Source organism: Halorubrum wangae (assembly GCF_051194135.1).
GTDB lineage: Archaea > Halobacteriota > Halobacteria > Halobacteriales > Haloferacaceae > Halorubrum.
In genome coordinates this window covers 383,744-409,725 of the sequence record NZ_JBLZNH010000004.1, presented here as the reverse complement: position 1 = coordinate 409,725, position 25,982 = coordinate 383,744, and the positions used below count along the sequence as shown (strand labels likewise).

General features: G+C 67.9%; 28 protein-coding genes. 18 read left to right on the top strand and 10 right to left on the bottom strand.

From position 1 onward, the window contains the following. Window positions 1-162: 162 nt before the first annotated feature. Window positions 163-1,644, top strand: coding sequence for an ATPase domain-containing protein (locus ACNS84_RS14495; protein ID WP_435075569.1), 1,482 nt, complete (start codon window positions 163-165; stop codon window positions 1,642-1,644). A gap of 12 nt (window positions 1,645-1,656) precedes the next feature. On the opposite strand, the gene ACNS84_RS14490 is transcribed toward ACNS84_RS14495, so the two are convergent. After that, window positions 1,657-2,244 (bottom strand): tRNA (cytidine(56)-2'-O)-methyltransferase, encoded by a 588-nt coding sequence (locus ACNS84_RS14490; protein ID WP_435075568.1) that lies wholly within the window; start codon window positions 2,242-2,244, stop codon window positions 1,657-1,659. 162 nt (window positions 2,245-2,406) lie between these two features. On the opposite strand from ACNS84_RS14490, the gene ACNS84_RS14485 reads away from it, so the two are divergent. The 3 genes from ACNS84_RS14485 (at window position 2,407) to ACNS84_RS14475 (ending at window position 4,794) form a co-directional block, all read left to right on the top strand. Beyond that, window positions 2,407-3,504 carry a phosphoribosylaminoimidazolesuccinocarboxamide synthase gene (locus tag ACNS84_RS14485; RefSeq protein WP_435075567.1) on the top strand — a complete coding sequence of 366 codons (1,098 nt, stop codon included), beginning with the start codon at window positions 2,407-2,409 and terminating at the stop codon, window positions 3,502-3,504. Between the two features lie 98 nt (window positions 3,505-3,602). Further along, window positions 3,603-4,406 carry a helix-turn-helix domain-containing protein gene (locus ACNS84_RS14480; protein ID WP_435075566.1) on the top strand — a complete coding sequence of 268 codons (804 nt, stop codon included), beginning with the start codon at window positions 3,603-3,605 and terminating at the stop codon, window positions 4,404-4,406. A 49-nt stretch (window positions 4,407-4,455) separates the two neighbouring features. After that, window positions 4,456-4,794, top strand: coding sequence for a DUF7344 domain-containing protein (locus ACNS84_RS14475; protein ID WP_435075565.1), 339 nt, complete (start codon window positions 4,456-4,458; stop codon window positions 4,792-4,794). Between the two features lie 396 nt (window positions 4,795-5,190). Here ACNS84_RS14475 and ACNS84_RS14470 read toward each other — a convergent pair whose 3' ends face one another. Continuing rightward, complete coding sequence (locus ACNS84_RS14470; protein WP_435075564.1) at window positions 5,191-7,887, bottom strand: AAA domain-containing protein; 2,697 nt, start codon at window positions 7,885-7,887, stop codon at window positions 5,191-5,193. A gap of 114 nt (window positions 7,888-8,001) precedes the next feature. Between ACNS84_RS14470 and ACNS84_RS14465 the strand changes: the two genes are divergently transcribed. From ACNS84_RS14465 to ACNS84_RS14455, 3 genes are all read left to right on the top strand, one after another. Then, the gene (locus ACNS84_RS14465) at window positions 8,002-8,346 is read left to right on the top strand and encodes a hypothetical protein (protein WP_435075563.1); all 345 of its coding nucleotides are present in this window, start codon (window positions 8,002-8,004) and stop codon (window positions 8,344-8,346) included. A 56-nt stretch (window positions 8,347-8,402) separates the two neighbouring features. Further along, on the top strand, window positions 8,403-8,954 hold the full coding sequence (locus tag ACNS84_RS14460; RefSeq protein WP_435075562.1) for a hypothetical protein: 552 nt from the start codon (window positions 8,403-8,405) through the stop codon (window positions 8,952-8,954). A 76-nt stretch (window positions 8,955-9,030) separates the two neighbouring features. Then, window positions 9,031-9,753: a hypothetical protein gene (locus tag ACNS84_RS14455; RefSeq protein ID WP_435075561.1), complete on the top strand. Its 723-nt coding sequence runs from the start codon at window positions 9,031-9,033 to the stop codon at window positions 9,751-9,753. 11 nt (window positions 9,754-9,764) lie between these two features. On the opposite strand, the gene ACNS84_RS14450 is transcribed toward ACNS84_RS14455, so the two are convergent. From ACNS84_RS14450 to ACNS84_RS14440, 3 genes are all read right to left on the bottom strand, one after another. Then, window positions 9,765-10,133 (bottom strand): cupin domain-containing protein, encoded by a 369-nt coding sequence (locus ACNS84_RS14450; protein WP_435075560.1) that lies wholly within the window; start codon window positions 10,131-10,133, stop codon window positions 9,765-9,767. Between the two features lie 99 nt (window positions 10,134-10,232). Beyond that, window positions 10,233-10,454 carry a hypothetical protein gene (locus ACNS84_RS14445; RefSeq protein ID WP_435075559.1) on the bottom strand — a complete coding sequence of 74 codons (222 nt, stop codon included), beginning with the start codon at window positions 10,452-10,454 and terminating at the stop codon, window positions 10,233-10,235. Between the two features lie 138 nt (window positions 10,455-10,592). Beyond that, on the bottom strand, window positions 10,593-11,504 hold the full coding sequence (locus ACNS84_RS14440; protein ID WP_435075558.1) for a 1,4-dihydroxy-2-naphthoyl-CoA synthase: 912 nt from the start codon (window positions 11,502-11,504) through the stop codon (window positions 10,593-10,595). A 221-nt stretch (window positions 11,505-11,725) separates the two neighbouring features. Between ACNS84_RS14440 and ACNS84_RS14435 the strand changes: the two genes are divergently transcribed. From ACNS84_RS14435 to ACNS84_RS14425, 3 genes are read left to right on the top strand one after another with little or no spacing between them, the layout of a single operon-like run. Then, a complete protein-coding gene (locus tag ACNS84_RS14435; protein WP_435075557.1) occupies window positions 11,726-12,751 on the top strand; it encodes an ABC transporter substrate-binding protein in 1,026 nt (341 codons plus the stop codon). After that, window positions 12,751-13,554, top strand: coding sequence for an ABC transporter permease (locus ACNS84_RS14430; RefSeq protein WP_435075556.1), 804 nt, complete (start codon window positions 12,751-12,753; stop codon window positions 13,552-13,554). The genes ACNS84_RS14435 and ACNS84_RS14430 overlap by 1 nt, the downstream gene beginning before the upstream one ends. Before the next feature lie 11 nt (window positions 13,555-13,565). Then, window positions 13,566-14,423, top strand: a complete 858-nt coding sequence (locus tag ACNS84_RS14425) for an ABC transporter ATP-binding protein (RefSeq protein ID WP_435075609.1) — start codon at window positions 13,566-13,568, stop codon at window positions 14,421-14,423. Window positions 14,424-14,478: 55 nt separating this feature from the next. Here ACNS84_RS14425 and ACNS84_RS14420 read toward each other — a convergent pair whose 3' ends face one another. Further along, window positions 14,479-14,661, bottom strand: a complete 183-nt coding sequence (locus tag ACNS84_RS14420; protein WP_435075555.1) for a hypothetical protein — start codon at window positions 14,659-14,661, stop codon at window positions 14,479-14,481. A gap of 196 nt (window positions 14,662-14,857) precedes the next feature. On the opposite strand from ACNS84_RS14420, the gene ACNS84_RS14415 reads away from it, so the two are divergent. Then, the gene (locus ACNS84_RS14415) at window positions 14,858-15,709 is read left to right on the top strand and encodes a universal stress protein (RefSeq protein WP_435075554.1); all 852 of its coding nucleotides are present in this window, start codon (window positions 14,858-14,860) and stop codon (window positions 15,707-15,709) included. A gap of 131 nt (window positions 15,710-15,840) precedes the next feature. On the opposite strand, the gene ACNS84_RS14410 is transcribed toward ACNS84_RS14415, so the two are convergent. Next, entirely contained in the window at window positions 15,841-16,092 is a 252-nt protein-coding gene (locus ACNS84_RS14410; RefSeq protein ID WP_435075553.1) for a hypothetical protein, read from the bottom strand. Between the two features lie 175 nt (window positions 16,093-16,267). After that, window positions 16,268-16,906: a deoxyribose-phosphate aldolase gene (deoC, locus tag ACNS84_RS14405; protein ID WP_435075552.1), complete on the bottom strand. Its 639-nt coding sequence runs from the start codon at window positions 16,904-16,906 to the stop codon at window positions 16,268-16,270. A 260-nt stretch (window positions 16,907-17,166) separates the two neighbouring features. Here deoC and gatD point away from each other — a divergent pair, with 260 nt between their 5' ends. Genes gatD through ACNS84_RS14390 form a run of 3 tightly spaced genes read left to right on the top strand, consistent with a single transcriptional unit; the run spans window position 17,167 to window position 19,760 of the window. After that, window positions 17,167-18,459, top strand: a complete 1,293-nt coding sequence (gene gatD, locus ACNS84_RS14400) for a Glu-tRNA(Gln) amidotransferase subunit GatD (RefSeq protein ID WP_435075551.1) — start codon at window positions 17,167-17,169, stop codon at window positions 18,457-18,459. Continuing rightward, window positions 18,456-19,520, top strand: coding sequence for a GNAT family N-acetyltransferase (locus ACNS84_RS14395; protein ID WP_435075550.1), 1,065 nt, complete (start codon window positions 18,456-18,458; stop codon window positions 19,518-19,520). The genes gatD and ACNS84_RS14395 overlap by 4 nt, the downstream gene beginning before the upstream one ends. A 24-nt stretch (window positions 19,521-19,544) precedes the next feature. Continuing rightward, window positions 19,545-19,760 carry a hypothetical protein gene (locus tag ACNS84_RS14390; protein ID WP_435075549.1) on the top strand — a complete coding sequence of 72 codons (216 nt, stop codon included), beginning with the start codon at window positions 19,545-19,547 and terminating at the stop codon, window positions 19,758-19,760. Window positions 19,761-20,082: 322 nt separating this feature from the next. Here the strand turns inward: ACNS84_RS14390 and ACNS84_RS14385 are convergent, their stop codons facing one another. Further along, window positions 20,083-20,604: an HPP family protein gene (locus ACNS84_RS14385; protein WP_435075548.1), complete on the bottom strand. Its 522-nt coding sequence runs from the start codon at window positions 20,602-20,604 to the stop codon at window positions 20,083-20,085. 136 nt (window positions 20,605-20,740) lie between these two features. Between ACNS84_RS14385 and ACNS84_RS14380 the strand changes: the two genes are divergently transcribed. Then, a complete protein-coding gene (locus ACNS84_RS14380; RefSeq protein ID WP_435075547.1) occupies window positions 20,741-21,751 on the top strand; it encodes a prepilin peptidase in 1,011 nt (336 codons plus the stop codon). Window positions 21,752-21,792: 41 nt separating this feature from the next. Here the strand turns inward: ACNS84_RS14380 and dnaG are convergent, their stop codons facing one another. Further along, a complete protein-coding gene (dnaG, locus tag ACNS84_RS14375) occupies window positions 21,793-23,403 on the bottom strand; it encodes a DNA primase DnaG (protein WP_435075546.1) in 1,611 nt (536 codons plus the stop codon). Between the two features lie 171 nt (window positions 23,404-23,574). Between dnaG and ACNS84_RS14370 the strand changes: the two genes are divergently transcribed. The 3 genes from ACNS84_RS14370 (at window position 23,575) to ACNS84_RS14360 (ending at window position 25,929) form a co-directional block, all read left to right on the top strand. Then, window positions 23,575-23,844, top strand: coding sequence for a DUF3311 domain-containing protein (locus ACNS84_RS14370; RefSeq protein ID WP_435075545.1), 270 nt, complete (start codon window positions 23,575-23,577; stop codon window positions 23,842-23,844). Beyond that, window positions 23,841-25,325 carry a sodium:solute symporter family protein gene (locus tag ACNS84_RS14365; RefSeq protein WP_435075544.1) on the top strand — a complete coding sequence of 495 codons (1,485 nt, stop codon included), beginning with the start codon at window positions 23,841-23,843 and terminating at the stop codon, window positions 25,323-25,325. The genes ACNS84_RS14370 and ACNS84_RS14365 overlap by 4 nt, the downstream gene beginning before the upstream one ends. Window positions 25,326-25,461: 136 nt before the next feature. Continuing rightward, window positions 25,462-25,929: a hypothetical protein gene (locus ACNS84_RS14360; protein WP_435075543.1), complete on the top strand. Its 468-nt coding sequence runs from the start codon at window positions 25,462-25,464 to the stop codon at window positions 25,927-25,929. The last annotated feature ends 53 nt before the right edge of the window (window positions 25,930-25,982 follow it).

Genomic DNA, 25,982 nt, shown 5'->3' with positions numbered 1-25,982 from the left:
TTTCGACGGGGTTTGCACGCGTCGAAAACACCCGACGGCGAGGCCAAGTCACCCGACGACTGACTGAATTGCGCCCCGTACTCGGTGCGGCCGCCGATACCTATCACCATCTGAAGAGTAAACAAGGCCCATTTTTAATAACCCTCGCGCGGAGTGATCGCCATGTCTGATTCTCTGCCCGATCGGCTTTCGACCGGGGTCGCGGGCCTAGATGAGGTACTAGACGGGGGGTTCATTCCGGAGCGGAGCTACATGATACGGGGTCAAGCGGGCAGCGGGAAGACGATCATGAGCTTTCACTTCCTCCAGCAGGGCGTCGAGCAGGGAGAGACGTCGCTGTTCATCAACTTGGAGGAGGACGTCCGCGACCTCAAGGCGAACGCGGCCGCGCTGGGGTTCGACACGGACGCGATCAAGTTTCTCGATTTGAGCCCGAGTGCCGACGTGTTCACCGAGGACCAGTCGTACGAGGTGTTCGTGCCGGAGGAGGTCGAGAGTGGGCCGCTCACCGATCGGATCGTGGAGAGCGTCACCGCCGTTGACCCGGACCGCGTCGTCGTCGACCCGTTGACTCAGTTCCGATTCCTGCTGTCCGACGACTACCAGTTCCGAAAGCAGGTAGTCGGGTTCATGCGGTTCCTGAAAGACGAGAGCGCGACCGTGGTCTTCACCGTCCAGAACACCGACTCGCTACCGACCGACGACTTGGAGTTCATCACGGACGGGACGATCCGGCTCGGAGTCAAGGAGTACGGGAAGACGGTCGAGGTGCCGAAGTTCCGCGGCTCGTCGACGCAGAGAGGAGAGCACGCCTACCGCGTGACCGGCGAGGGGATCGAGGTGTTCCCGGCGCTCCAACCCGGGAACTACACCGGCGAGTTCACCTCCAAACAGCTGTCGTCGGGGATCGAGGGGCTTGACGACTTACTCCACGGCGGACTCGAACGCGGAACGGTCAGCATCATCAGCGGTCCGACCGGCGTCGGGAAGACGACGCTGAGCACGCAGTTCATGAAGGAGGCTGCCGAACGCGGGGAGCGCTCGGTTATCTACCTGTTCGAGGAGAACCGGCAGACGTTCCTCACGCGGTCCCGAGCCGTCGGCATCCCGGTCGACGAGATGATGGAGCGCGGGACGCTCGATGTGATCGAAGTGGAAGCGCTCGAACGGTCGCCACAGGAGTTCGCCCGGATGGTCCGGACCGAAGTCGAAGAGCGCGACGCCGACCTCGTGATGGTCGACGGCATCGCGGGGTACCGACTGACGCTCCGCGGCGAAGACGGAATGATGCTCCAACAGCTCCACGCGCTGGGCCGGTATCTCAAGAACATGGGCGTGACAGCGGTGTTCATCGACGAGACGCGGAACATCACCGGCGACTTCCAGGCGACCGTCGAGAACATCAGCTACCTCGCCGACAACATCGTGTTCCTCCGACACTTGGAGGTACAAGGCGAGATGCGGAAGGCGATCGGCGTGCTGAAAAAGCGGACGAGCGACTTCGAGCGGACGATCCGGGAGTTCCGTATCACCTCGGACGGCGTCACGGTCGGCGAGCCGATGTCGGGGCTGCGCGGCATCCTCAGCGGGGCGCCCGAGCTCGTCGACGGCGCGGACGGGTGGGAACCGCACGACGAGGACTGACCGGGGGCGGCCTCAGCCCGACTCCGCGTCCGCCTCGTCGGCGTCGACGACGGTCTTCCCGGTGGATTCTGGGATCACCTCGCGGTCGGCGTCGGCCCACTCCCGATCCAGCTCCGCACCCTCGAACAGCCGGTCGAGGAACACCGCGAGCCCGGCGACCTCCGAGTGCGGCTGATTCGTCACGCCCACGTTGAAGTCCGCGCGCTCGTACAGCGCCCACGGCACCTTCTCACCGCCGACGACGATGAGGAGGTCGCGGGGTGTCGCCGGCCCCTCGTCCCCGTCGTTCAGCCCGACGGCCTCGCGGATCGCTTCCTCGACGTCCTGTACCCGTTCGCCGTACATCGTCAGGTGGACCACGACGCCCTCCCAGTCTCTGACGATGGCCTTCTGGTCCTCCCGGAGTTCGACCGCGAACGGGCCGCCGAACCGGTCGGTGATGTCCCGGACCGTCTCCGCGGACTGGCCGGCGTTGTCGGGGAAGACCACGCGGTCCGCCCCCAGCGCCCGGGCCGTGAGCCCCACGTGCGTCGTCATGCGGTCGTCGCGTCCCGGTCGGTGGCCGTACCGGAGGACGACGACCTCGCGCGCCTCGTGCATGGACGGCGATGCGCCCGCGACAAGTGTGGTCCTTTCGATGCGGTCGTACGGGGGCTCCCGGCGTCGGTCGTACTCCACATTCGTGGATCATCATCCGCGTCAGAGCGAACAGGTGACCACGTAAGTGAAAGATTCATGGGGGAGGCGGTCGCCGGGTGAGGTATGACGAGCGTCAAGGAGTTCCGCGTCGACGAGCCCGCGACCGCCGACTCCCTCGGCCGCGGTCGGTTCGTCTTCACGGACGCGTACTCGGTGTTCGACTGGGGGCAGATGCCCGACGCCATCCCGCGGAAGGGCGCGAGCCTCTGCACGATGGGCGCGTTCAACTTCGAGCTGTTGGAGGCCGAAGGCGTCCCGACCCACTACCGCGGCGTCGTCGACCCGGGCGAGACGGGTGACGAGGCCGGGAGCGAGTCGGGAGCGGCCGGCGAGAGCGAACCCGACCCCGTCCCCCTCGCCGACGCCACCGCCCCACCGACGGAGATGGCCATCGACCTGACGCAGGTCCCCGACCTCCCGTACGACGGGCCGGAGGCCGACTACGACTACGACGCCTTCCACGCCGCGGGCGGGGAGCACTACCTCGTCCCGCTGGAGGTCGTCTTTCGGAACCGCGTCCCGATCGGGTCCAGCCTGCGCCGACGCACCGTCCCCACCGACTTCGGCCTCGATGCGGACCCCGCTATCGACGCCGACGAGTGGCCGGACGAGCCCGTGGACCTCCCGCAGCCGGTCGTGGAGTTCTCCACGAAGTACGAGGAGCAGGATCGCTACCTGACCCGGGAAGAAGCAGACCGGATCGCGGGCGCCGCTGACATCGACGCCCTCGAATCGCTCGCGCTGGACGTGAACCGCGTCGTCACCGAGCGCGCCGAGGCCGCCGGCTTCGCCCACGAGGACGGGAAGATCGAGTGCCTGTACGCCGAGGGCGAACTGCGCGTCGCCGACGTGGTCGGCACGTTCGACGAGAACCGCTTCTCGTACGACGGGCGAGGGATCTCGAAGGAGGTCGTCCGGCAGTGGTATCGGGCGAACGACCCCGAGTGGGTCGACGCCGTGAAGGAGGCGAAGACGGCGGTCGCGGGCCGCGAGATCGACGACTGGCGCGAACTCTGCGAGCGCGACCCCGACCCGCTCCCCTCGGTGGTCGTCGACGCGGTCTCGGCGCTGTACGCGGCCGGCACGAACGCCTACACCGGCCGGGAGTGGTTCGACGTCCCCGATATCGAGGCCGCGCTGGACGCGGTCGACGGGCTCTGAAGGCGTTCCCCCGAAAGTCGGTCTCTCGGCTCTGTTGAAACTCTCAGAATTTGATAGGTGTGGCGTGACACATACAGAGGCCGTATTGGTTAACCCCCATGTCCTTCCCTGTGAAGGGACCGGGTGGAAAGATTGAATGTACTTCCATCACGTACTGTCGCATAATGACATCGGGGAGTCCACCGGAGTCAGCAGGGCAATCCGACGTAAGTGAGGAACACCTTCAGCGACAACCGCGCCTCAGATTCGAGTTTCGTTCCGAGGCCCTCGCAGAGCCGTTTCGGGAACAATTCGAAGAGGAATTAACGATTGTCGTGGACTCTATCGTGCAATTGCCCGACGATACACATCTCCAGTATTGGACGGTCACTGGAGGCTCTCAGACGAATATAGCTGAAACGGTAGTAGAGTTTCCGACAACCTTGGATGCACGACTGTTGAGCACTGTGGGCAACACTCACCGATTTGAGGTACACGGGTCGTCCCGGTCGTTATTCTCAGCATTCAATGAATTCGATGGAGAAACCAAATCGGCGGTCTACGATGAGCAAGGTGTCCACATAGTCGCGGACTTTCGACCCGACATAAATATCGACGAAGTCGAAGAGACCGTTCACGACCTTTTTCCCGACCTCGAACTCGTCTCATTGCAAGAAATCCGCACGACAAGTATCCTGCGCCCCCTCATCGAAGACCAGCTGACAGGTCGTCAACAGACGGCACTACGGTTGGCATACTTCGGGGGCTACTACGAGCAACCGCGTATGAGTACAGGTGAGGAGCTAGCCGACCGTATGGGAATTTCGAAGCAGGCGTTCCACGAACACCTTCGCAAAGCCTACGCGACCATCTTCAGGGAACTGCTCGAAAACGGTGACAGGTACAGCTGGGTTGACTCGTAAGGCTCTAATTTTTTGTTCTGGTGCCGTACCTATCTCTAGTAGGGACGATATGACGAGTCCGGGAACTAATCAGCGGCCACTTGATGTCACTCTTGACATCCTTGCGAACCATTATCGTCGCAGACTACTGATCGCGCTTCTGGAACACAATCCACAGGATGACGACGATACACAGACTCCGGTCGAAGCCACAGTAGAGGATGGGGATTTGGAAACCCTCAGGGTGCAGATGACCCACGTGCACCTCCCGAAGATGGAAGACGCGGGATTCATCAGATGGAACAGGGAGATGAACGAGGTGCGAAAAGGACCGCGCTTCGATGAAATCCGTCCGTTGCTGGAACTGATCCACAACCATTCCGACGAACTACCGGACGGAGGGCTCTGACCACCGGATGGGGAGATTAGCCGCTTCAAAAGCGTCCGATTGTCAGAAAGGTATATCAAGTGAGATTGGTTCACGCTCCACTCGGAGCGGGCCACGATTCGACCAGGTGGCCCACTCATCCGGCTGATGCGTGCTCTCAAACACAAACCGGCCTACTCAATGTCCATGATTGGCGAACAAGAAGAACATAATGACCCCAGTCTGACAGCGAAAAATCTCTTCAGCAGTCGAACTTCCGGCATCGACCCGACAGTTTGATCCCAACTTCTGAGCAAGAACTTGAGTAATCCCTCTGCGCTCGTTTGACCCAACGGACTTGACCGATTCGCGCGCTCTATTCAGCACGCTTTTCAACAAACTATCCGCGACTGAGGGTTTCAACAGAGCCGGTCTCTCCTATCGCTGCGCCCAGTTCAGCATGCGCTCGTAGAACGGTTCCGAGCCGAGCGCCTCGGCGTCGCCGACGAGGGTCAACTGCTTTTTCGCCCGCGTGAGCGCGACGTTCATCCGGCGGTGGTCGTCGAAAATCGGTCCGTCGAGGTCGCCGGTCGCGACGAGCGAGAACACGATAACCTCCTTCGAGGAGCCCTGGAAGCGGTCGACGGTGTCGACCGTCACCGGGGTCCGTCGACCGATCTCTGCGACCTGTGCACGGAAGGGGGCGATGACGCCCACGTCGTCCGGGTCGACGCCCGCCGCGAGGTAGGCGTCGACGACCTCGGCGACGCGCTCGGCCTCCCGGACGTTCCGGTTGCCGTCGCGGCTCCCGTCCGGATCGACGAAGTTGACGCCGTCGGCAAGCCCGTCGGGGAGGTCGTCGGGGTCGACGCCGAGGTCGCGGAGTGTCTGTCCCGCCACCTCGGGCGTGGCCGGCCGGAGCGCGCCGTCGTAGAACTCCGCGGAGGCGAACGCTTGGATGCGCTGGCTCATGCGGTACTGCCGGTCGAGCATGACGCTCGCGTCGGGATAGGTCTCGATGAGCCGCTGGAAGAGGGAGGTCCGAAGGTCGTTCTCGGCGCGGACGACGGGCGGCAACTGCTCGTGGTCGCCGACGAGGACGAACCGGTCCGCGAGGTTGATCGCGGCGTGCGTCCCCGGCTCCGTGAGCTGCGAGGCCTCGTCGACGAGCGCCACGTCGAACTCGCACTCGCGCACGACGCGGGAGCCGCAGGCCGCGGTGGTGGCGGCGACGACGGGCGCGTCCCGTAGCTCGGCGGCCTTCTCGTTCGGGTCGCCGCGCTGGACGAGCCGCACGTCTTGCATGTCGTCGCGGACGCCCGTCTCGCTCCCCACGCGAAGCACGTCGTCGAACCCCTGGTCGCGGAGCGCCTCGAGGGCGTTGTCGACCGCGCGGTTGGTGAACGCCGAGAGCAGCACCCGGTTCCCCTCCTCGACGAGCGCGCGGATCGTCCGGGCGATGGTGTACGTCTTCCCGGTGCCCGGCGGGCCGTGGATCAGCGCGCAGTCCTCGGCGTCGACGGCGAGTTCGACGGCCTCGTTCTGCGACGCGTTGTTGTCGATGTAGGCGTCGGGAGCGTCGGCGGGACGCTCGCTCTCCGTCCGGAACTTCGGCTCGCGTCGTCCGAACAGCACGTCCTTCCGCCGATCGCTCCCTTTTAAGATCGCGTCGTGGAGGGCGGTGAGCGACCGGTCGACGGATATCTCCGAGGGGTAAACGTCGAGCCGCCGCAGTTCGACGGGCTCGTCGGTCTCGACGACGACGACCTCGTCGCCGAGTTCGACGATGCGGCCGAGTTCGGCGTGCCCGCCTATCGGGTCGCCGTCGCTGGCGAGCGCCACGTCTCCCTCGCGGAGCTTGGAGACGGCGTCGTCGTGCTTCCGGGCGCGGAGCCGCCACCGGGCGTCGTCGATCTCGGTCTGTGAGACCGGTTCGAGGTCGATCAGCGCGCGGTCGTCCGCGGCGCGCTCCTCGGGGGTCTGCTCCCACAGTTTCCGGTACTCGGCGTGGGTCTCGCGGCGCTCTTCCTCCAGCGCCTTATAAAAACGGTCGAAGTACTCGCGCTCCTCGTCGGGGACGGGGGTCCCGACCGAGCCGGCCTTCGACTCCTGATCGAGACGGCCGGAGACGACCATACAGGTATCCTGCTCGAAGCAGTACTGGCACTTCGCGTCGGCCTCGTACCCCGTGGGCACGGTGGGGCGCTCGCCGGGGTCGTTGAGCGCGCGCCACTCCATCGCCGCGAGGGCGTTGCGCTCGCGGACGACGAACTCCAGCAGGCCCCGCCCCACCGAGAACTCCTTCGCGGGCGCCAAGTCACCGCTCTCCTCGTTGCGGTCCAGGGCGGTGTTCTTCGTGTACAGCAGCGTTCCGATGTCGGGGTCGACGCCGCGCTCGTCGAGCATCAGCGCGTAGCAGGCCGCCTGGATCTTGTCGTGGAAGCGCGGCTCCCGCTTGGTGTTCTTGCCCGTCTTCAGTTCGACGGGGGTGCCGCGCCGGAGCGCGTCGGCGCGCCCTTTCAAGCCAAACGTCGGCGAGATAAGGGTGAACTCCGACCGCCACGTGTCCGCGTCGGAGAGTGTGCCCTGCGCGAGCCACCCCTCGATAGCCGCCGCGTTGCGGCGCACCTCGTCTGCGACCTCCTCGGGTTCGTAGCCCAGCAGCCCGAGTTCGAGGCCGGCCTCCTCGACGCGGTCCGCGACCGAGTCCTCCAGGTCCATCCCGCGGAGCAGGTCGCCGAACACCTCGTGGACGACCGTCCCCTTGACGACGGGGTAGTTGAGCGGGATTCCAGACAGCTTGTTTAAATAGTACATCCGCGGGCACTGCACCCACGAGCGGATTCCGGTCACGTCGACGAGGAAGTCTGGCTCGAGCACGACCCACGACTCCCCGGTGGTCGCGTACCCCGTCTCGCCGCCGAACTCGTCCTCCTCTGCGTCGGTGACGAGCAGTTCCATGCCCGTCTCGGCGTGTTCGGCGGTCTCCGCCCACTTTCCCCACAGCGTCACGTCGACGGGGTCGCCCGCGCCGCGCTCGGGCCGGACCCGGAGCTCGCGGAGATCGCGATCTCCGTACGACGTCGACACCGTCCGCGACTCTCCGACGGAGAGGATCGGCCCCCGAACGTTCACGGCCGACATCCGCGACGGGCTCGAAAAACGCTGTCGGTGGATCGTCCGCTCTCCCGTCGAGGCCGTCCGACCCGACCCGAAATCGACTTGCGACTGCGGTCGCGACGTGACTCCATGACCGACTCGACCCTCTCCCGCTACGGGCGCCCCGCGGTCGTCGTCTTCGTCCTCTCGCTGGCGGTGCTGTCCGCGGTCAGCGGCTACGCCCGACTGGAGACGCAGGGGCTCACCGCTCTCGGCGACGTCGTGGTCAACGGCTACATCGCGGCCATCGTCGTCTGGGGCGCGGCGGTCGAGGGGTTCGACACGGACCGGTTCCGTGTCGCCCTGTACGCCGGGCTCGTGCTGTGGGGCGTCGTCGACGTCGCGGTCGGCAGCGTCACGCCGGTCTCGCTCGTCTTCCTCGCGGCCGGGACGGCGCTGCTCGCGCGGCTGGGATACCGGCGCACGCGCGAGTGAGACCCGCGTCAGCGACCGACACGCTCATGCGCGTTCACTTATAAGGATACGCCGACATGCGCGTACGAGACTGGGACGACATCCTCGCCGACGTCGCGAGCGACTCGACCGACCCGGACGGCTGGCGGGCCGTCGCCGGCTCCCGACGCGAAGGCCTCGGCGAGGACCTCTACTTCGGCCACCCGAACGTCGGCGTCTACCACCTCAAGACGTACGCGAAGAACCCCCGTGACCTCCGCGGCGTCGGCGCGAGAGTGGCCCGCAAGGTCGACGACGAACTCGACTCCCTCCTCCCGAACGAGGAGTCACCCGGTCGGTTCGCGGTGCAATCGGTGCCCGAGGACGAGGCGGCGGCGACGGACGTCGCGACGCGGCTGCGCGAGACGCTGAAGGTCCACGCGGAGGCGCCGACGAGCCCGGACCACTTGTTCGAGGACGTGATGGAGGCGGTCGACTCACCCGCGTTCGGCCCGATGGACTACCGGTTCGACGGGCGCCCCGACGAGCTCGACGAGCTCTCAGACACCTTCGACGAGGCCGAGGCGCTCCTCTCGTCGGAGCTGGAGGACCTCATCGACGAGGACGACGTCGACCGCGGGTTCCACTGAGGCGGGCGGGCCGCGACCCGCGACCCGCCGCGGAGTGCCCACAAACGTCTTCACCCGAGGCCGGTCACTGTTCGGCATGGCCCTCCCGCTTCGACGCTCCCTCCGAGCCATGGCACTGGTCGCGCTCGTCCTCTCGGCCGGCTGTACGGCCCTGCCCGTCACCGACGGACAGGCGTCGGGGCCGGACTCGACGGTGGACGACTTCTCGTACCCGTCCGGGTGGTCACAGGACGGGATCGCGGACCTCTCCGTCGCGCTGCGAACGCACGAGGAGACGCTGCACAACACCTCCCGTCGCAGTCGGCTGGCCATCGTCGACGAGGACGGCAACCGCACGGTGGTGCGGACGTTCGACGCCGAGAACGGCACCGTCTCGGTGCGGTGGTCTGACACCCAGTTCGGCGGTCCCATGCGTTACTACTTCAGCGCCGAGGGCGCGTTCGAGTACGATCCGGCGACGGGAGAGCTGACCCGGAACCCCGACGAGCGCTGGACGCCGGCCGGCGTGGCCTCGCAAGAGGGGGTCAGGCGACCGCTGACGGAGCTCGACCTCGACGCGACCGAGACGGTCACGGTGGAGGGGCGAACCGCCGTCAGGTACAACGTGACCGGCATCGAGGACCCCGTCGGCGTCCCGGCGGACAACGCGACCGGGCACGTCGTCGTCACCGAGGCAGGGTACATCGCGGCGTACAACGTCACGAGAGGGAACGACGGATTCTCCCGGCGGACGACGTACGAAGTCACCGACTTCGGGAACGCGACGGTGACCCGACCGGCGTGGCTGCCCGAGGAGTAGTCGCGTCCGCGTCAGCCGTCGACGCGCTCCAACTCCTCGCGCGTCAGTTCGTTCTCCACGTCGCCCGTGTTCCGTGTGCCGGCCGGCTCGAACAGCAGAATCTCCGCCTCCGGCTCGGCGACCGGGCGGTGCTCGGTGTCGCGGGGGACGACGATCAGTTCCCCGGCGTCCAACACCGCGTCGTCGTCGTCCCGGAACTCGATCCGGAGCCGCCCCGCCGTGACGAGGAACAGCTCGTCGGCGTCGGCGTGGCTGTGCCAGACGAACTCGTCCTCGGCCTTCGCGAGCTTCACGGCCTGTCCGTTCAGCTCCCCGGCGAGGTGGGGGTTCCAAGACTCGTCGATGGACGCGAACGCGTCTGCGAGGCTCACCTTTTCCATGCGTTCCGCTGGGCGCTTCACGCTTATAAACGGCCGCGGCGGACGCCTGTTTCGTCCCCGGCCTTCCGGCTCCGCGGGCACGCTTCGGTCGCCGCGCGGTCAACTCCGTCTCGCGTCCTCCGGGAGGCGCCGCCAGAGCGGCATAAATATCCCGTAGAACGACCCCGCGGCGACGACGACGCCGACCACGGCCAGCTCCACGCCCGTTATGCCTAACACGTCGAAAGCGAAACTGAGGACGGCGAGGACGGCGAGCCCCCAGACGCCGAGAGCGATCCGGCCTTTCAGAGACCACCCCAGCCCCGTCGGTTCCAAGACCATGTCTCTGGGCAGATGCTCCGCGGGTCTAAGTGTTGGTGAACTGGAATCGACGTTCGATAACGCCCGGCGGCGCGCCGCGTCGATACGCGTTCGCCGGGGCCACCACCCGTGCCGACCTCGAGCGAGTTGCGGCGCCCCTCAGTAATGCCACGGGTAGTCGCGGAACTCGGGGTCGCGCTTCTCCAAGAAGGCGTCGCGGCCCTCCTGCGCCTCGTCGGTCATGTACGCCAAGCGGGTCGCCTCGCCCGCGAACACCTGCTGGCCGACCAGCCCGTCGTCGGCCATGTTGAACGCGTACTTCAGCATGCGCATCGCGGTCGGCGACTTCTTCGTCATCTCGTCGGCCCACTCCAGCGCCACCTCCTCCAACTCCTCGTGCGGGACCGCCTCGTTGACCATCCCCATGTCCGCGGCCTCCTCGGCGGAGTAGGTCTTCCCGCGGAAGAACACCTCGCGGGCCTTCTTCTGGCCGATCTGTTTCGCGAGGTACGCCGAGCCGAACCCGCCGTCGAAGGAGGCCACGTCGGGGTCGGTCTGGAGGAACTTCGCGTGCTCGTCGCTGGCGAGCGTCATGTCGCAGACGACGTGGAGCGAGTGGCCCCCGCCGACCGCCCAGCCGGGGACGACCGCGACGACGGGCTTGGGCATGAACCGGATCAGCCGCTGGACTTCGAGGATGTGGAGCCGGCCGGCGCGGGCCTCCTTGACGAGCGGGTCGTCCTCGTCGCCCGCCTCGTCGTCGTCGCGGTACTCGTAGCCGGAACCGCCCCGAACCGACTGGTCGCCGCCGGAACAGAACGCCCAGCCGCCGTCTTTCTCGGAGGGGCCGTTGCCCGTCAGCAGCACGCAGCCGACGTCCGCCTGCTTCCGGGCGTGGTCGAGCGCGGCGTACAGCTCGTCGACGGTGCCCGGTCGGAACGCGTTCCGGACCTCGGGCCGGTCGAACGCGATACGGACGACCGGCACGTCGACGCCGCGGTGGTAGGTGACGTCGTCGAACTCGTCCGTGACCGGCTCCCACGCGTCGGGGTCGAAGATATCCGAGACCATACCGCACCGTTAACGGGCGGGCAAATAAACGACGGCGAATAGGTTTCGATCGGCGATCGCAAGTATTGCGTCGTCCTGTGACTGGCGGCGATCGGTCGGACTCCCCCGCAGGGGCCTCCCGAGCGTGCGATCGAGCCATGAACGTCCTGTCGCCCGTCACCGGAACGCGCCGTCGTTGCTGGTGGCGCGAGGGTGTTTACCCCAGAAACCGTTGCGTTAGTATGTACGAGACGGTTTCCTCGACGACTCGCCGGTCATTCCTCGCGGCCGCGGGCGGTTCCGCCACGCTCGGCCTCGCGGGATGCCTCGGCGGCAGCGGCGGCGGACTCGACGAACTGACGGTCGCGCACATGCCGATCTACCCGGACCTCCAGTGGTACGTGATGGAGGGCGAGGAGTATTTCTCCGAGATCGACGCCGAGGTCACCGGGCAGGAGTTCACCGACGGCCCGGCGATCGTTCAGGCGTTCGGCGGCGGCGACATCGACGTCGCGATGTTCGGTATCGTGCCGGCGATGATCGTCATCGACCGGGGGATCTCCGCGCAGGTGACGGCGGCGAACATCCGCGAGCCGATGGGGATCATGGCCGAGGAGTCGTTCCACGAGACGTTCGAGGCCGAGGGCGGCGACGCGTTCGCGACGTGGGCCGAAGAGAACGGGCGCCCGTTCCGCTTCGGCACCTTCCCGCAGGGGAGCGTCCCCGACGTGCTGCTCCGCTACTGGCTGCAGGAGACCGGCGTCGACCCGGCCTCGAACGACGCCGTCGAGATCATCGAGATCAACGGCGCCAGCGCCGTCTGGCAGGCGATCGCCAACGACGAGATCGACGGTACCTCGATCATGGAGCCGGTGCCGACGATCGCCGCCGAGGAGGGATCGTCCGTCACGATGCTCCGGACGGCCGCGGAGATCCTCCCCGGCCAGCCCGCGGCGGTTACCCTGATGAGCGACGCGGTCCGCGACTCGCCGCTCGCCGCGCAGTTCCTCGAACAGCACCGCCGCGCCACCGAGTTCATCGGCGAGAGCCCGGACGCGACCGCCGGACACGTTGAGTCGGGGATCGGCATGCCGGCCGACCGCGCCCGGACGGCGCTCGACTCGCCGCTGTCGAACTTCGTCACCGACCCCAACGCGATCGCTGAGGCGACCCCCGTGTTCTCGGAGTTCGCGGCGAGCAACGGACAGATCGACGAACAGCTCTCGAACGAGGCGATCTTCGACTTCGAGGTGTACGAGTCGCTCTGATGTCGACCGACGTTGGCGATCGGTTCGACGCGAGCGAACTGCGAACCGGCCTCGTCCCGGAGGATCCCCGGCGGCTCGGCCGCAGCGCCGTCGGTATCGCCGGGTTCGTGCTCCTCTGGTACGTGGCCTCGCTCACGCAGCCGTCGTACGTTCTGCCGTCGCCCGTGGCGGTCGCCGACGCGTTCGCGGCGGAGCTCGCCTCCGGGACGATGACGACCGCCCTGTGGTCGAGTATCCGCCACTGGGTCCCCGGCACGATCGTCGGCACGGGGCTCGGCGTGGCCGCCGGCGTCGCGTTCTCCTGGAGCGGCTTCCTCGATGACGTGACCGCCCCGCTCGTCCGGACGCTCCGGCCGGTCCCGCCGCTCGCGCTGATCGGCTTCGCGATTGCGTGGTTCGGGATCAACGACGCCGGCGCGGCGTTCATCATCGCCGTCGGCGCGTTCTGGATCAACTACTACGCGTCGTACGGGGCCGTCGAGGGCGTCTCGGCCGACCTGCTGGACGTGGGTCGCACGCTCGGCGTGCGCGGCGACCTCGACATGGTGCGCTCGGTCGTCCTTCCGGCGTCGTTGCCGGGCATTCTGACGGGGATTCGAACCGGACTCGGCCGCTGCTGGATGCTCGTGGTCGCCTCCGAGATCTTCGGCGTGCCGGGCGTCGGCCGCGAGATACTGCGCGCGAGCAACAACCTCCTCGTCGACAAAGTGATCGCGTACATCCTCGTGTTGAGCCTGATGTACCTCCTCGTCGACGTGGCGTTCCGCGTGGTCCAACGGAGAGTGTTAGTGTGGCGAGCGTGAACGAGGACCCGATGACCGACGAAGCGGCCGCCGACGAGTCAGCGAGCGAGGACCCGGCATCCGACGGGGAGCGGACCGCGTCCGCCGGGGACGCGGCCGAAGTCCTTCCGGCTGACGGCGTCTCGGGCGTCGAGGTCGACGGCGTCGGGAAGACGTACACGGGCGAGGGCGACCCGGTTCGTGCGCTCGACGACGTCTCCTTCGCGGCTGAAGAGGGCGAGTTCGTCTGTCTCGTCGGGCCGTCCGGCTGCGGGAAGACGACCCTCTTCCGGATCATCGCCGGACTCACCGAGGCCACCGACGGCGCGGTCCGACTCGGCGGCACGCCGATTACCGGTCCGACAACGGACATGGGGGTCGTCTTTCAGGAGTACCACCTGTTCCCGTGGCTCACGGTCGAGGAGAACGTCGGCTTCGGCCTCGAACGGACCGACCGCCCCGAAGCCGAACGCGTGCGGCGGATCGACGCCATGCTCGACCTCGTCGGGCTCTCTGAGTTCCGGGAAACGTATCCGAAGTCCCTCTCCGGCGGTATGAAACAGCGCGTCGCCATCGCACGCGCGCTCGCCGTGGACCCGTCGCTGCTGCTGATGGACGAGCCGTTCGGCGCGGTCGACGCCCAGACGCGAGAGATGCTCCAGCGCGAACTGCTCGACGTCTGGGCGTCGACCGGGAAGACGGTCCTGTTCGTCACCCACGACGTTGCGGAGGCGGTGACGCTCGCCGACCGTATCGTCGTGATGGCCGCCGAACCGGGCCGCGTCGCCGAGGTAGTCGACGTCGACGTCGCTCGTCCCCGCGAGCGTGACGACCCCGCCTTCGGGGAACACGTGGCCCGCGTCCGGGAACTGATCGGCGCGCGTCCGTAGCTTCGGGTCCGCTCGCTGCCCGTCGTTCGGTTCCCGTCGTTCTGTTCTCGTCTCCTTACGACTCGTCCGCTTCCGACCCGTCCGCCTCGTCGACCGCTGCGGCCAGTTCGTCGATGTGCGTGCGCACCACGGTGAGGGTCGCGTCGGCGTCGGCGTACCCCTGATCGTAGTCGTCCAGTGCTGACTCGGTCTCGGTGAGGAACTCCTCGGCGGCCGCTGCTATCGTGTCGTCGGTCATGCGTCCGCGTTCGATTCGCGGTCGGTTATACCTCCGGACTCGCGGCGGATCGGAAGCGTCTCGGACACTGGTCTCCTCGCGACGCTCTCCCGGGGCAGGTCCGTTCCACCGGGTGATTTATGCTGCGACCTCCGGTATTGTACAATATGAAAAATATTGCTAGCCGCCTCGTGACGGCTCGGTCCCGGTGGCCGCGATGACGGGGAAGTCGGCGGTGATCGCGACCGACCTCTCGACGGCGAGCAAGTCGATGATCGAGTCCGAGACCGGACTGCACTGCCTCGGCCGGATCGGCGTCGACCAGGTGCACCTCGTGACGGTCGTTCCCTCGAACGTCCACTCGGGGATGCCCGGCATGGGGTTCGAGAAGCGTCGGAAGCAGGCGCTTCGTCGCTACCGCTCGACGGTCGAGGCCGCCGGGTTCGACGTCGAGACGCACGTCGTCCGCGGGACGCCACACCGGCGGATCAACGGGATCGCTGGCGCCGTCGGGGCCGACATGGTGCTGGTCGGGTCGCGCGGGAAGAGCCCGCTGGAGAACAGAGTTATCGGGTCGACGGCGCGCAACCTCGCTCGCACGACGGTCGTCCCGCTTCTCGTCGACCGCATCGAGCGCGGCGTCACCGAACCCGAGCCGGTTCGCCGACATCTGTTCAAGCGGACGCTGTTCGCGACGGACTTCTCCGAGAACGCCGAGCGGGCGTTCCGGTCGTTCGAGTACCTCCGACACGCGACGGAGGAGGTCACGCTGGTCCACGTCGAATCGCCGAAGGACGACACGACCGGCGGCGACGACCCGCAGGCGCGCCTCGACGACCTCGTCGAACGGCTCGACGAACTCGACCTCGACGCCCGCACGGAGATCCGCCGCGGCGACCCCGCCGACGAGATCCTCGCCGCCGAGGCGGAGCACGACCCGAGCACGCTGCTGCTCGGCTCCCGCGGCCGCAGCCGACTGCGCCGACTGTTGCTCGGGAGCGTCTCCGAGGACGTGGTCGTCCGCGCGACGGGCAACGTCTTCCTCGTGCCGCCGCCGCGGACGGCGTAACCCGTCTGCTCGCCGCTCTCGGCTCCGTCTCTCGACTCATCGAGTATCAGAGTCGGCTTCGAAAGAATGCCCGACCTGCCGGTGACCTCCCTGATAGTGTCGATCGAACGGTCCGCAGGAAGCGCGGTCGCTCAGCGACGGTGCCGTTGAGGGACGGTGCGACGGCGGCGCAGCGCGTAGGCCGCGTAGCCCACGGCGACGAGCAGGCCGAAGGACAGCATGGTTCCGTACACCGCCGGCGAGGTGCGGACGTACTCGCCGAACGGGTTCGTCAGGGCGAACACGCCGACGATTAACACGAGCGAGATGACAATTCCGACCGCACCGAACGCCTTGAATGCCGTGTCGAGGTCCAGACGCGGTGATCCGCTCGAATGGCTCATACCTCCCGCTACATGGTCTGTATATAAATCCTCACGACCGCGTTCTCACGGTGAGGGAACGGGAGGCGGGCAATAAGGACCAATCGGGTCGGTACGAGTCGAGCGGACGGGCTAGGACGATACGGGTTGCACCCGGGTGTGGACGGCTTGGATCACGGAACGCGTCGCCCGCCCGCTACTCGGGGTGTCCCTCGACGATGGCGACACCTGAGGACGCGCCGATCCGCTCCGCGCCCGCCTCGAGCATCGCGGTCGCCTCCTCGTAGGAACCGACGCCGCCGGAGGCCTTCACCGGGAGATACTCGCTCATCAGTTCCACGTCGGGGACCGTGGCGCCGCCGTCGGCGAACCCGGTGGAGGTCTTCACCATGTCGGCGTCGGCGTCGACGGCGGCCGCACAGGCGCGGTGCTTCTCGTCGTCCGTCAGGAGCGCAGTCTCGATGATCACCTTCACCGGGATCGGTACCGCGGCGACGACGTCTGAGATCTCGGCGGCGACCACGTCGTCCTCGCCGGCCTTCAGGCGGCCGACGTTGATCACGAGGTCGACCTCGTCGGCGCCGTGGTCCCACGCGCGGACCGCTTCGTCGCGCTTCGCCTTCGGCGCGTGCTGGCCGTGCGGGAATCCCACGACGGTCGCGACGGTGGACGGCACGTCGTCGCTGTCGATCGCCTCCGCAACGTAGCAGGGCGGAATACAGGCGTTCATACCGTGTTCGGCCGCCTCGGCGAGGACGGTCTCGACGTCGCTCCACGTCGTTTCCGGACCGAGGACGGTGTGGTCGATGCTGGCGGCGAACTCATCGCGGTTCATGCGCTCACGGTTCGCGCGCCGCTTCAAATGCGTACCGGCCTGCGAAGCGTCGATCCGTGAGCGGTCAGCGACCGGCCCCTCACGTCAGGTCTCGATCTCTATCCATCTATTGCCGTGGGAAGTGGGGTAGCGATTCTATGAACTAGTTAGGCTGTGCGGTGTGTTACCAACAACTCGGCGGATCGGTTTCCGTCGGGTCCCTCTGAGGTCGGCGCGCCCGAACGGTTGGATTCAAGTCCGCCGCAGGGGAAGCGGGGGGTATGCAACCGGGAGATCGCGTCCGCGTCGAACGCGGGGACGTCACGAACGAGGGCGTACTGCTCCCCTCGACGACTCGCGACCACCTCGTCGTCAAGCTCGACGGGGGGTACAACGTCGGCGTCGACCGCGACGCGGCCGACGTCGAGGTGCTCGAATCGGGCGCCCGCGACGTTGACGACGGGGCCGACGCCGGCGGCGGCGAGGCCTCCGAGATCACCTTCGACGAAGACCTCCCGACGGTATCGCTCATCTCCACCGGCGGGACCATCGCCTCGACGGTCGACTACCGGACGGGCGCGGTCACCGCCCAGTTCGACGCCGAGGACGTCCTGCGGGCCGTGCCTGACCTGGCCGGCCGAGCGAACTACCGCGGGCGCGTCGTCGCCAACATCCTCTCGGAGAACATGGAGCCGGCCATCTGGCGCGAGTTGGCCGAAGCCGTAGCCGAGGAAGTTGAGGCCGGCGCCGACGGCGTCGTCGTGATGCACGGCACCGACACCATGCAGTACTCCGCGTCGGCGCTCTCCTTCATGCTCGACTCGCCCGTCCCGGTCGTCTTCACCGGGAGCCAGCGCTCCGCCGACCGACCCTCCTCCGACAACGTGATGAACGCGGTGTGCGCGGTCGAGGCAGCGAAGGCCGACCACGCCGAGACGCTCGTCTGCATGCACGCGAGCCCCTCCGACGACGCCTGTGCGCTCCACCGCGGTACCCGCGTCCGGAAGAACCACACCTCTCGACGCGACGCCTTCGAGACGGTCGGTGCCGCCCCGATCGGAGTCGTCGACTACGAGACGGCGGCCGCGGCCGGCGTTGACGGCGAGGCGGCCGACGAAGCCATCGAGTGGCGGCGCGACCCGCTCCCGCGCGGCGACGGGGACGCGGTGGCCGACGTCGCGGCCGACCTCGACGGCGACGTCGAACTCGCGAAGTTCACGCCCGGCATGGACCCGGCCGCGTGGGACTACCTCGACGGGAAGGACGGCGTCGTGATCGAGGGAACCGGCCTCGGTCACGTCCACACCGACCTCATCCCGCGGATCGAGGAACTGGTCGACGACGGCGCCGTCGTCGCGATGACGAGCCAGTGCCTTTCCGGCCGCGTCTGCGATCGGGTGTACGACACCGGCCGGGACCTGCTGGACGCCGGCGTCGTCGAGGCGGGCGACACCCTCCCGGGCACCGCGAAGGTGAAGCTGATGTGGGCGCTGGCGAACCTGTCGGACCCCGCCGAGGCGATGGGGCGCGACCTCGCCGGCGAACTCACCGAGGAGTCGCAGCCCTGGCGATGACGAACCCGAACGAGGAGCCGTCGCTCTCGCCTGTCGTCCGCGAGGCGCGCCCGGTCGACGTCGACGCGGTCGCGGCGTTCACGCGTGACACGTGGGGCGAGCGCCACGAGGACTACCTCCCGCGGGTGTTCCCCGAATGGGTCGCTTCTGACGACCCGAACCGCGGCACTCTCGTCGCGACGCTTCCGCCCGAAGCTATCGAAGGAAGCGACGCGGTCGCGGAGAGCGACGGCCGCGAGGCGGGTGACACCTTGGTCGAGGGCGACGGTTCCGGCGCGGCCGCCCCCGGCGAGATGGAGGCCGTCGTCGGCTGCATCCAGGGCGCGCTGCTTACTGAGTGGGAGGCGTGGGGGCAGGGGATCCGCGTCGATCCGGTCGCCCGCGGCTTCGGGGTCGGGACCGCCCTCTCGACCGCCGCACTCGACTGGGCTCGCGAGCAGGGGGCCACCGTCTGCCGGAACATGGTCTTCTCGTGGAACGTCGCCGGACTCGGCCAGTCGCGGGCGGTCGGCTTCGAACCGGAGACCGAGTTCCGGTTCGCGCGGCCGGAGCCGGCCGCGGAGCCGGGCGGCGACTCGACCGCGCTCCGCGCCGTCGACGACCCCGACCCCAACGCGGCGTGGGCGCTCTGGACCGACAGCGACGCCCGCGACCACCTCCGCGGCCTCGCGCTCGACGACGGCGAGTCGTGGGCCTGCTCCGAGCTCACCCGCGAACGGCTCCGGGTCGCGGCAGACGACGACCGCCTCCTCGGGGTGGCCGACGCGGAGGACTTCGCCGCGTTCGCGGTTCGCACCCGCGTTTCGGAACGGCCGGGCGACGACGAGAGCGAAGCACCCGAGCGAGTCGCCGTGTACGGCGTCGCCGCGTGGCGCGACGTCGACGCGGCCGGAGCCATTTATGAGTCGATCGCCGCTGACGCGGCCGCGGTCGACGCCGACGCCACCCGCGTGCTGATTCCCGAGACCGTCGAACACGTGAGCGACACGGGCGCCAACCGCGTGGCCGTCGCCGCCGAGCCCGACTTTGTTATGCGCGCCGACCTCACGGGCGAGTTATAAGCGCCGCCCGAAGAACACGGTACCATGACGCCCCTTTCTGGAATCACGCTTCCGTGGTCCCTCCCGCTCACGCTCATCGTGTACGCCATCGTCGTCGCCGCCGCGGCATGGATCTACCGCGACGCGAAGGCGCGCGGGAGCCGCTACGCACCGCTCTGGGCAGTCGCGACGCTCGCGTTCACCATCGTTCCGGTGCTGATCTACTTATACCTCCATCGCGACGCGGGACCGTCGCCGTGACGGACGGCGACCCCTTTTGACAGCCTCCCGCGCCTGAATATGCGGGAGTCCCACGACACCGTCCCGCTGGTTTGGGATGGTAGGGTTTGCAACCCGACTGTACGCTCGGTGCGAAGCGTCGATCCGTGAGAAGAGAATCGATTAGCGCGTGGATCGGGGGCGCCCTCGACCGTCGACTCGGCACCGAGACGGTCGTGATCGACCTCCGCGGCGACACGTATCGGATTCCGGGATACGCGATGCCGACCCGGTCTCCGGCGCCTTCGACAGGCGGCCTGATCGATCTGAGTGACCGAATCGGTGGGACGGCTGTGCGCGTCGGTCAGCTCCTTTCGGCCCGGTAGAGGTGGTGTGCGTCGCCCGCGATCCGAGTGAGCAGCGCGACGACGCCGGCGTGAAAGCCAACGAGCACGGTCACGCTCACGACGATTATCGCCACCTCCCTCGGGGTCGACAGCAGCCCGAGCGACACGATGAGTGTCGTCGCACAGGCGGGCGCGTGAATCGCGTCGGTCGCGATCATCGCCCAACTCGTCGCCACGACCGAGGCGGTCGCGCTCGCGGCCAGCCGGAACCCAGCCGGCGAGAATGCGGCCGGCGTCGCGGTGAGGCTCACCCCGGGCGCGATCAGCCACCAGGCCGCGAGCCCGGCGACCCCGCCGATGAGGTGACTCCCGACGATCCGAGCGCTCCGTCCGCGCTCGTTCCGGGCGTCGAACGCGAGTACGAACGCGGAGGGCCCGAGGCTCGGGAAGATGAACGGCTGCCCGGTGGCCCACGCTATCGCGCTGAGGGCAGTAAACAAGAGGCCGGCGTGCAGGCTTGTCCCGAGGCGACGGCGCATTACTGAGCGGTCGGAGACGGGTCCACAAATCGCCGGCGATTCGTTGTCGCTTGTCGGGTCGACCGCGGACCCGCCCGCTATCGATCGCGATACCCGAACCCGAACGCCTAATTACGCCCGCGGCGCCCGTGGGGACATGGTCGCCACGCTGCCGGATCTCCTGCGGCTGGTCGCCGTCCCCGTCTTCGCGTGGGCGGCGCTACGGGACGTCCGGACCCGACGCCTTCCGAACCGGATCTGGCCGCCGCTGTACGCGTTCGGCGCGCTGCTCCTCGTCTGGGAGGCGGTGTCGCTGTGGCCGCTCGCCGGGTTCGAGGGGCGGCTGTTCCTCGTGCAGGCCGCGATCAGCGTGCTCTTTGTCGCGCCGCTCGGCTACGCGTTCTGGTACGTCGGGGCCTTCGGCGGCGCGGACGCGAAGGCATTGATCGCGCTCGCCCTCCTGTTTCCCACCTTCCCAGCGTACGAGGTTGCCGGCGTCGTCTTCCCGCTGGTTGAGACACAGATCGGCGTGTTCTCGCTCACGATCCTCACCAACACCGTCCTCCTCGGGCTCGCGTACCCGTTTGGGCTCGCCGCGCTCAACCTCCGCCGCGGCGAGCTCTCGGTGAACGCGTTCTTCGCCCGCCCGGTGGCGACCGAGTCGCTGCCGGAGCGCCACGGGCGACTGTTCGAGGACGACGCGGGCGAAACCCGAAATGGGCTGGACCTCGACGCGCTCCGAATGTACCTTCGCTGGCGCGGGGCGACGCTCGACGGACTCCGCGCCGACCCGGACCGCCTCCGCGACCCGGAGAGCGTGGGCGAGACGTTCGATCCGACCGATGGCGGGACCCATGTCGGCCCCCGGACCGACGGCGGGGCAGAAGTCGAGCGCGGGTCTGCGAGTGGAGCGGGCGACGACGCGAAGCGACAGTCGACGTGCGACGACCCATGGGCCGCCGAGCGGTTCCTCTCCGAGATCGACCGCGGAGCGTACGGCACGGACGCCGAGACGCTCCGCGGCGGGCTGGCAGTCGTCGCGCGCGAGGACCGCGTGCTGGTGTCGCCGGGGATGCCGTTCATCGTCCCGATGGCGGCCGGGCTGCTCATCTCGCTGACGTACGGCGACGCGCTGTTCGCGCTGCTCGGCGTCGTCGGACTCGTCTGAGTGGTGAACGGAGCAGTGGTCGTCGCCGATCAGGACCGCTCTTAGCTCCCGGCCCGGAGATCGCCGACGGTCAGAACCCGCGGGCCTACGGGACGCTTCACGAACTCGCCGACCTCGCGGCCGAGGAGTTCGCTGACGCCACGCTGGGCCGCCACGTCGAGCAGGCGCTGGTCGATCCGGCCGTCGACGACGACAGTGTGCGGGGCCTTCTCGGCCGTTTCGACCGCGTCGAACGCGTCGACCGCCGCGACCTCCGCGAGGACGCCGCGGTCGTCGCCGAGCAGGCGGGCGCGGTCGCTCCCCGAGTCGACGACCTCCTGCACGTGTTCCTCGATGGATCGCGGCTCGTCGTCGTCGGGTGCGTCGTCGTCGGGCGCGTCGTCGCCCTCCTCGACTGCTCCTTCTTCGGCCGTCTCCGTCACTTCGGTCGTCGCCTCCGATTCGGCCGTCTCCTCGACCGTTTCGGATGCGGCCGTGTCGCCGTTTGGCGCGTCGCTTTCGGCCGACTCGGCGTTCTCGGCCGACTCGGCGTCGGCGATCGCCGACGCCTCCTCGACGGCCTCCACAAGCCCGCTCTCGGCCTCGGCGCGCGTCGTCCCGGCGACGACGCCCTCGGACGTCGGGTCAGACGGGGCTGACACCTCGGACACCGACGCCTCGGATCCGCCGCCGTCGAGCCCTGTCCCTTCCTCGCCGGCGGCTCTGGCGCGACCCCCTTCCGAGTCGCCGTCGTCGCCTCGCGCCCGTCGGTCCTCACCGGTCGCGTCGGTAGCGGCCCCGCCGTTCGTCGAGGCCTCGTCGGTTTCGGGACCCTCGTCGTCCGCAGCGGCCTTTCGGAGGTTCGGCGCGTCGGCGAGGCTGCTGTACGGGACCTTTCCGCGGAGCGCTTCGAAGACGGCGTTGCGATCGAGGTCTTCGACGGACTCGCCGGGCGGCGCGAACGCCACGTAGTCGACGTCGCCGACCTGTGCGAGCTCGCGGAGGATGAGTTCGCCGCCGCGGTCGCCGTCGAGGAAGGCGGTGACGGTGCGGTCGGCGGTGAGATCCGCCACCGCGTCGGGGACGTTCGTCCCCTCGACGGCGACGGCGTTCTTGATGCCGCACTCGAGCAGCGTGAGCACGTCCGCGCGCCCCTCGACGACGATGACGGCGTCTGAGTCGCCGACGCGGGGGCCGGCCGGGAGGCCCTCGTAGTCGACGATGCCCTCGACGCGCGCGGCCTCGCGGACCTCCTCGAGGATGTCGTTGCTCGCGAGGTTCGTCTCCTGGAAGCCGCCGGCGATGAGCTCCTTCGCGCGCTCGACGACTTCGCGGCGCTTCGCCGCCCGCACGTCCTCGATGCTCGTTACCTCCACGGAGGCCTGACAGGGGCCGATGCGGTCGATCGTTTCCAACGCGGCCGCGAGGATCGCGGTCTCGACCTTGTCGAGGCTCGACGCGACGGTGACCTCGCCGAACGACTGGCCGTTCTCCGACTGGACGGAGACGTCGATCCGGCCGACCCGCGACGACTCCTGGAGGTCGCGGAGGTCCAACTCCTCGCCGAGGAGCCCCTCGGTCTGCCCGAACACCGCGCCGACGACGTCGCTCCGCTCGACGACGCCGTCGGCCGCGATGGTGGCGTGGATAAGGTATTTTTCTGTGTCTTTCATGAGTGGTGAATCGTGATGATCGGGCGGTACCGCCCGCCCGTGTGTCGTTGTGCGCGTCGTCGAAAATAGTTATCGCACCCGACACCGCCGTTCCCGCCGAGACGCGGCGGCGCGGCCCCTCCCAAAAGATGCCTCAGAATGTTTAACCGAACCTAACGGCTTCCATCTGACATGCAACGATCAGTGAGCGATCTCGCGTGGATACCGACGTTCGCGCTGCTCGTCGCGTTCGCAGTGCCGTGGCCGCTGTGGGGCGTCGACCGCGTCGTCGCCGGACTCCCGGTCTGGATCTGGTGGCACATCGCCTGGCTCGGTCTGTGCTCGGTCCTGTTCTCGCGGTTTGCCCGCAGTGGCGCGTGGGAACGAGGGATGGGGCTGCGCCCAGAAGCGGACGACGACCGACGCGGCGGCCCCGTCGCCGAGAGAGGTGACCGACCGTGACGCTCGGGCTCTCGCTCGGGGTGATCGTCGGCTACCTCCTCTTCGCGCTCGCCGTCGGCCTCGTCGCCTACCGGGTCTCCGAGACGACGGCCGAGGACTACTACCTCGCGAGCCGGTCGTTCGGGACCGCCGTCCTGCTGTTCACTACGTTCGCCACGCTGCTGTCGGCGTTCACGTTCTTCGGCGGGCCGAACCTCGCGTTCGCCGCCGGCCCCGAGTGGCTGATCGTGATGGGGACGCTCGACGGCGTGCTGTTCGCCGTGCTGTGGTACGTGATCGGCTACAAGCAGTGGCTGATCGGGAATCGGAACGGGTACGTGACGCTCGGCGAGATGCTCGGCGACCGGTTCGGCTCGGTCGGCCTCCGGGCGCTCGTCGCCGGCGTGAGCCTCCTCTGGCTGTTCCCGTACGTCATGCTCCAACAGATGGGTGCCGGCGAGGCGCTCGTCGGACTCACCGACGGCGCCGTCCCCTACTGGGGCGGCGCGGCGCTCATCACGCTCTTCATGATCCTCTACGTCGTCCTCGCTGGAATGCGCGGGGTCGCGTGGACGGACACGCTCCAAGGGCTGTTCATGCTATCCGTCGTCTGGCTCGCTGCCGCCTGGGTCGTCTCCGCCGTCGGCGGTGTCGGCGCGGCCACGGGGGCGATGCTCGACGCGCGCCCCGACTTCGGGAGCTTCGGTGGCGGCACCTACTCGGTCGGATTCATCGTCTCGACGGTGATCACCATCGCGTTCGGCGTGACGATGTTCCCGCAGATCAACCAGCGGTTCTTCGTCGCGAAGTCGGGCGAGACCCTGAAACGGTCGTTCGTGTTGTGGCCCGTGCTCGTCCTCCTCCTGTTCGTCCCCGCGTTCATGCTCGGCGCGTGGGCCGCCGGGATGCCGGTCGACGTGCCGGAGGGTGCGAACGTCCTCCCGGTGGTCTTAAACCAATACACGCCGGCGTGGTTCGCGGCGCTCGTGATCGCCGGGGCGATGGCCGCGATGATGTCCTCGTCGGACTCGATGCTGCTGTCGGGGTCGTCGTACTTCACGCGCGACCTCTACCGGCCCGTGATCAACGCCGACGCTTCCGAGCGCCGGGAGGCGTGGATCGCCCGATTCGGCGTCGCCGCCTTCGCGCTGCTCGCGTTCGCCGCGAGCCTGTACCGCCCCGGAACCCTGATCGAGGTCGGGAGCACCGCGTTCTCCGGGTTCGCGCTGCTCGCGCTCCCGGTGCTTTGCGCGCTCTACTGGGAGCGGACCACTCGAACCGGGATGGTAACCGGGGTGCTCGTCCCGCAGCTGGCGTACCTCGCAGTTGTGTTATCAGCGGTGGTCGGCTCTGTCCCGACGCTCCCGCGGACCGTCCTCGGCGGGTGGGACGTCGCGCTCGGACTGATGGCGCTGTCCGGGCTCCTCACGGTCGTTGTCTCGCTCCTCACCGCATCGACCGCCGGGAGCGATGCCTCCCGGTTCGCGGTCGCGGGCGACTGACCCGCCCGAGACGGCTGAGTTGTCTCCCGGAGGTTGTGTGCTACCGTCCGGTTAATGTTCGAATAACTACCCGGCAACCGTGACAGCACACGTGCGTCTATATATTTATACTTGCGCGACAATTTATACGTAGATTATGTTGAGACAACTGTCCGTACTCCTTATCGTATCCATTCTGCTCACGAGCGCGCTTTCCGGCGGTGTGGCCGCGGATACGCACGACGACGAGGACCTGTTCGAGTCGCTCGAAGAGATGGTCCCGGCGTACAACGAGAACGCCGAAAACGTCGACCTCGGCCCGATTAACCTCGCCGGAACGACCAACATCTACATCGAAGACGGTGACTCCGAGTTGACGTACGCGGTCACCATGGACGACCGGAACCGCATCACCTCCCTCGACGACAGCTCCAGCGACGACGCGGTCCGAAAGATCACGACCGACCGCCAGACGCTCGAAGATATCGCCGCGTCCGAGAACCCCGCCGCGGCATTTAAAGACGCCGTCAGGGACAACGACATCGTGATCACTGGCGAGGACGGGGAGTTCGTCGAGAACCTCAAATGGGCGGTCATCAACGCCGTCAAGGGATTCTTCCTCTGAGCGCGGACTGACCGGATGAACCGGCGCGGCGCTTCGAGCGGTGGGGTATCGGC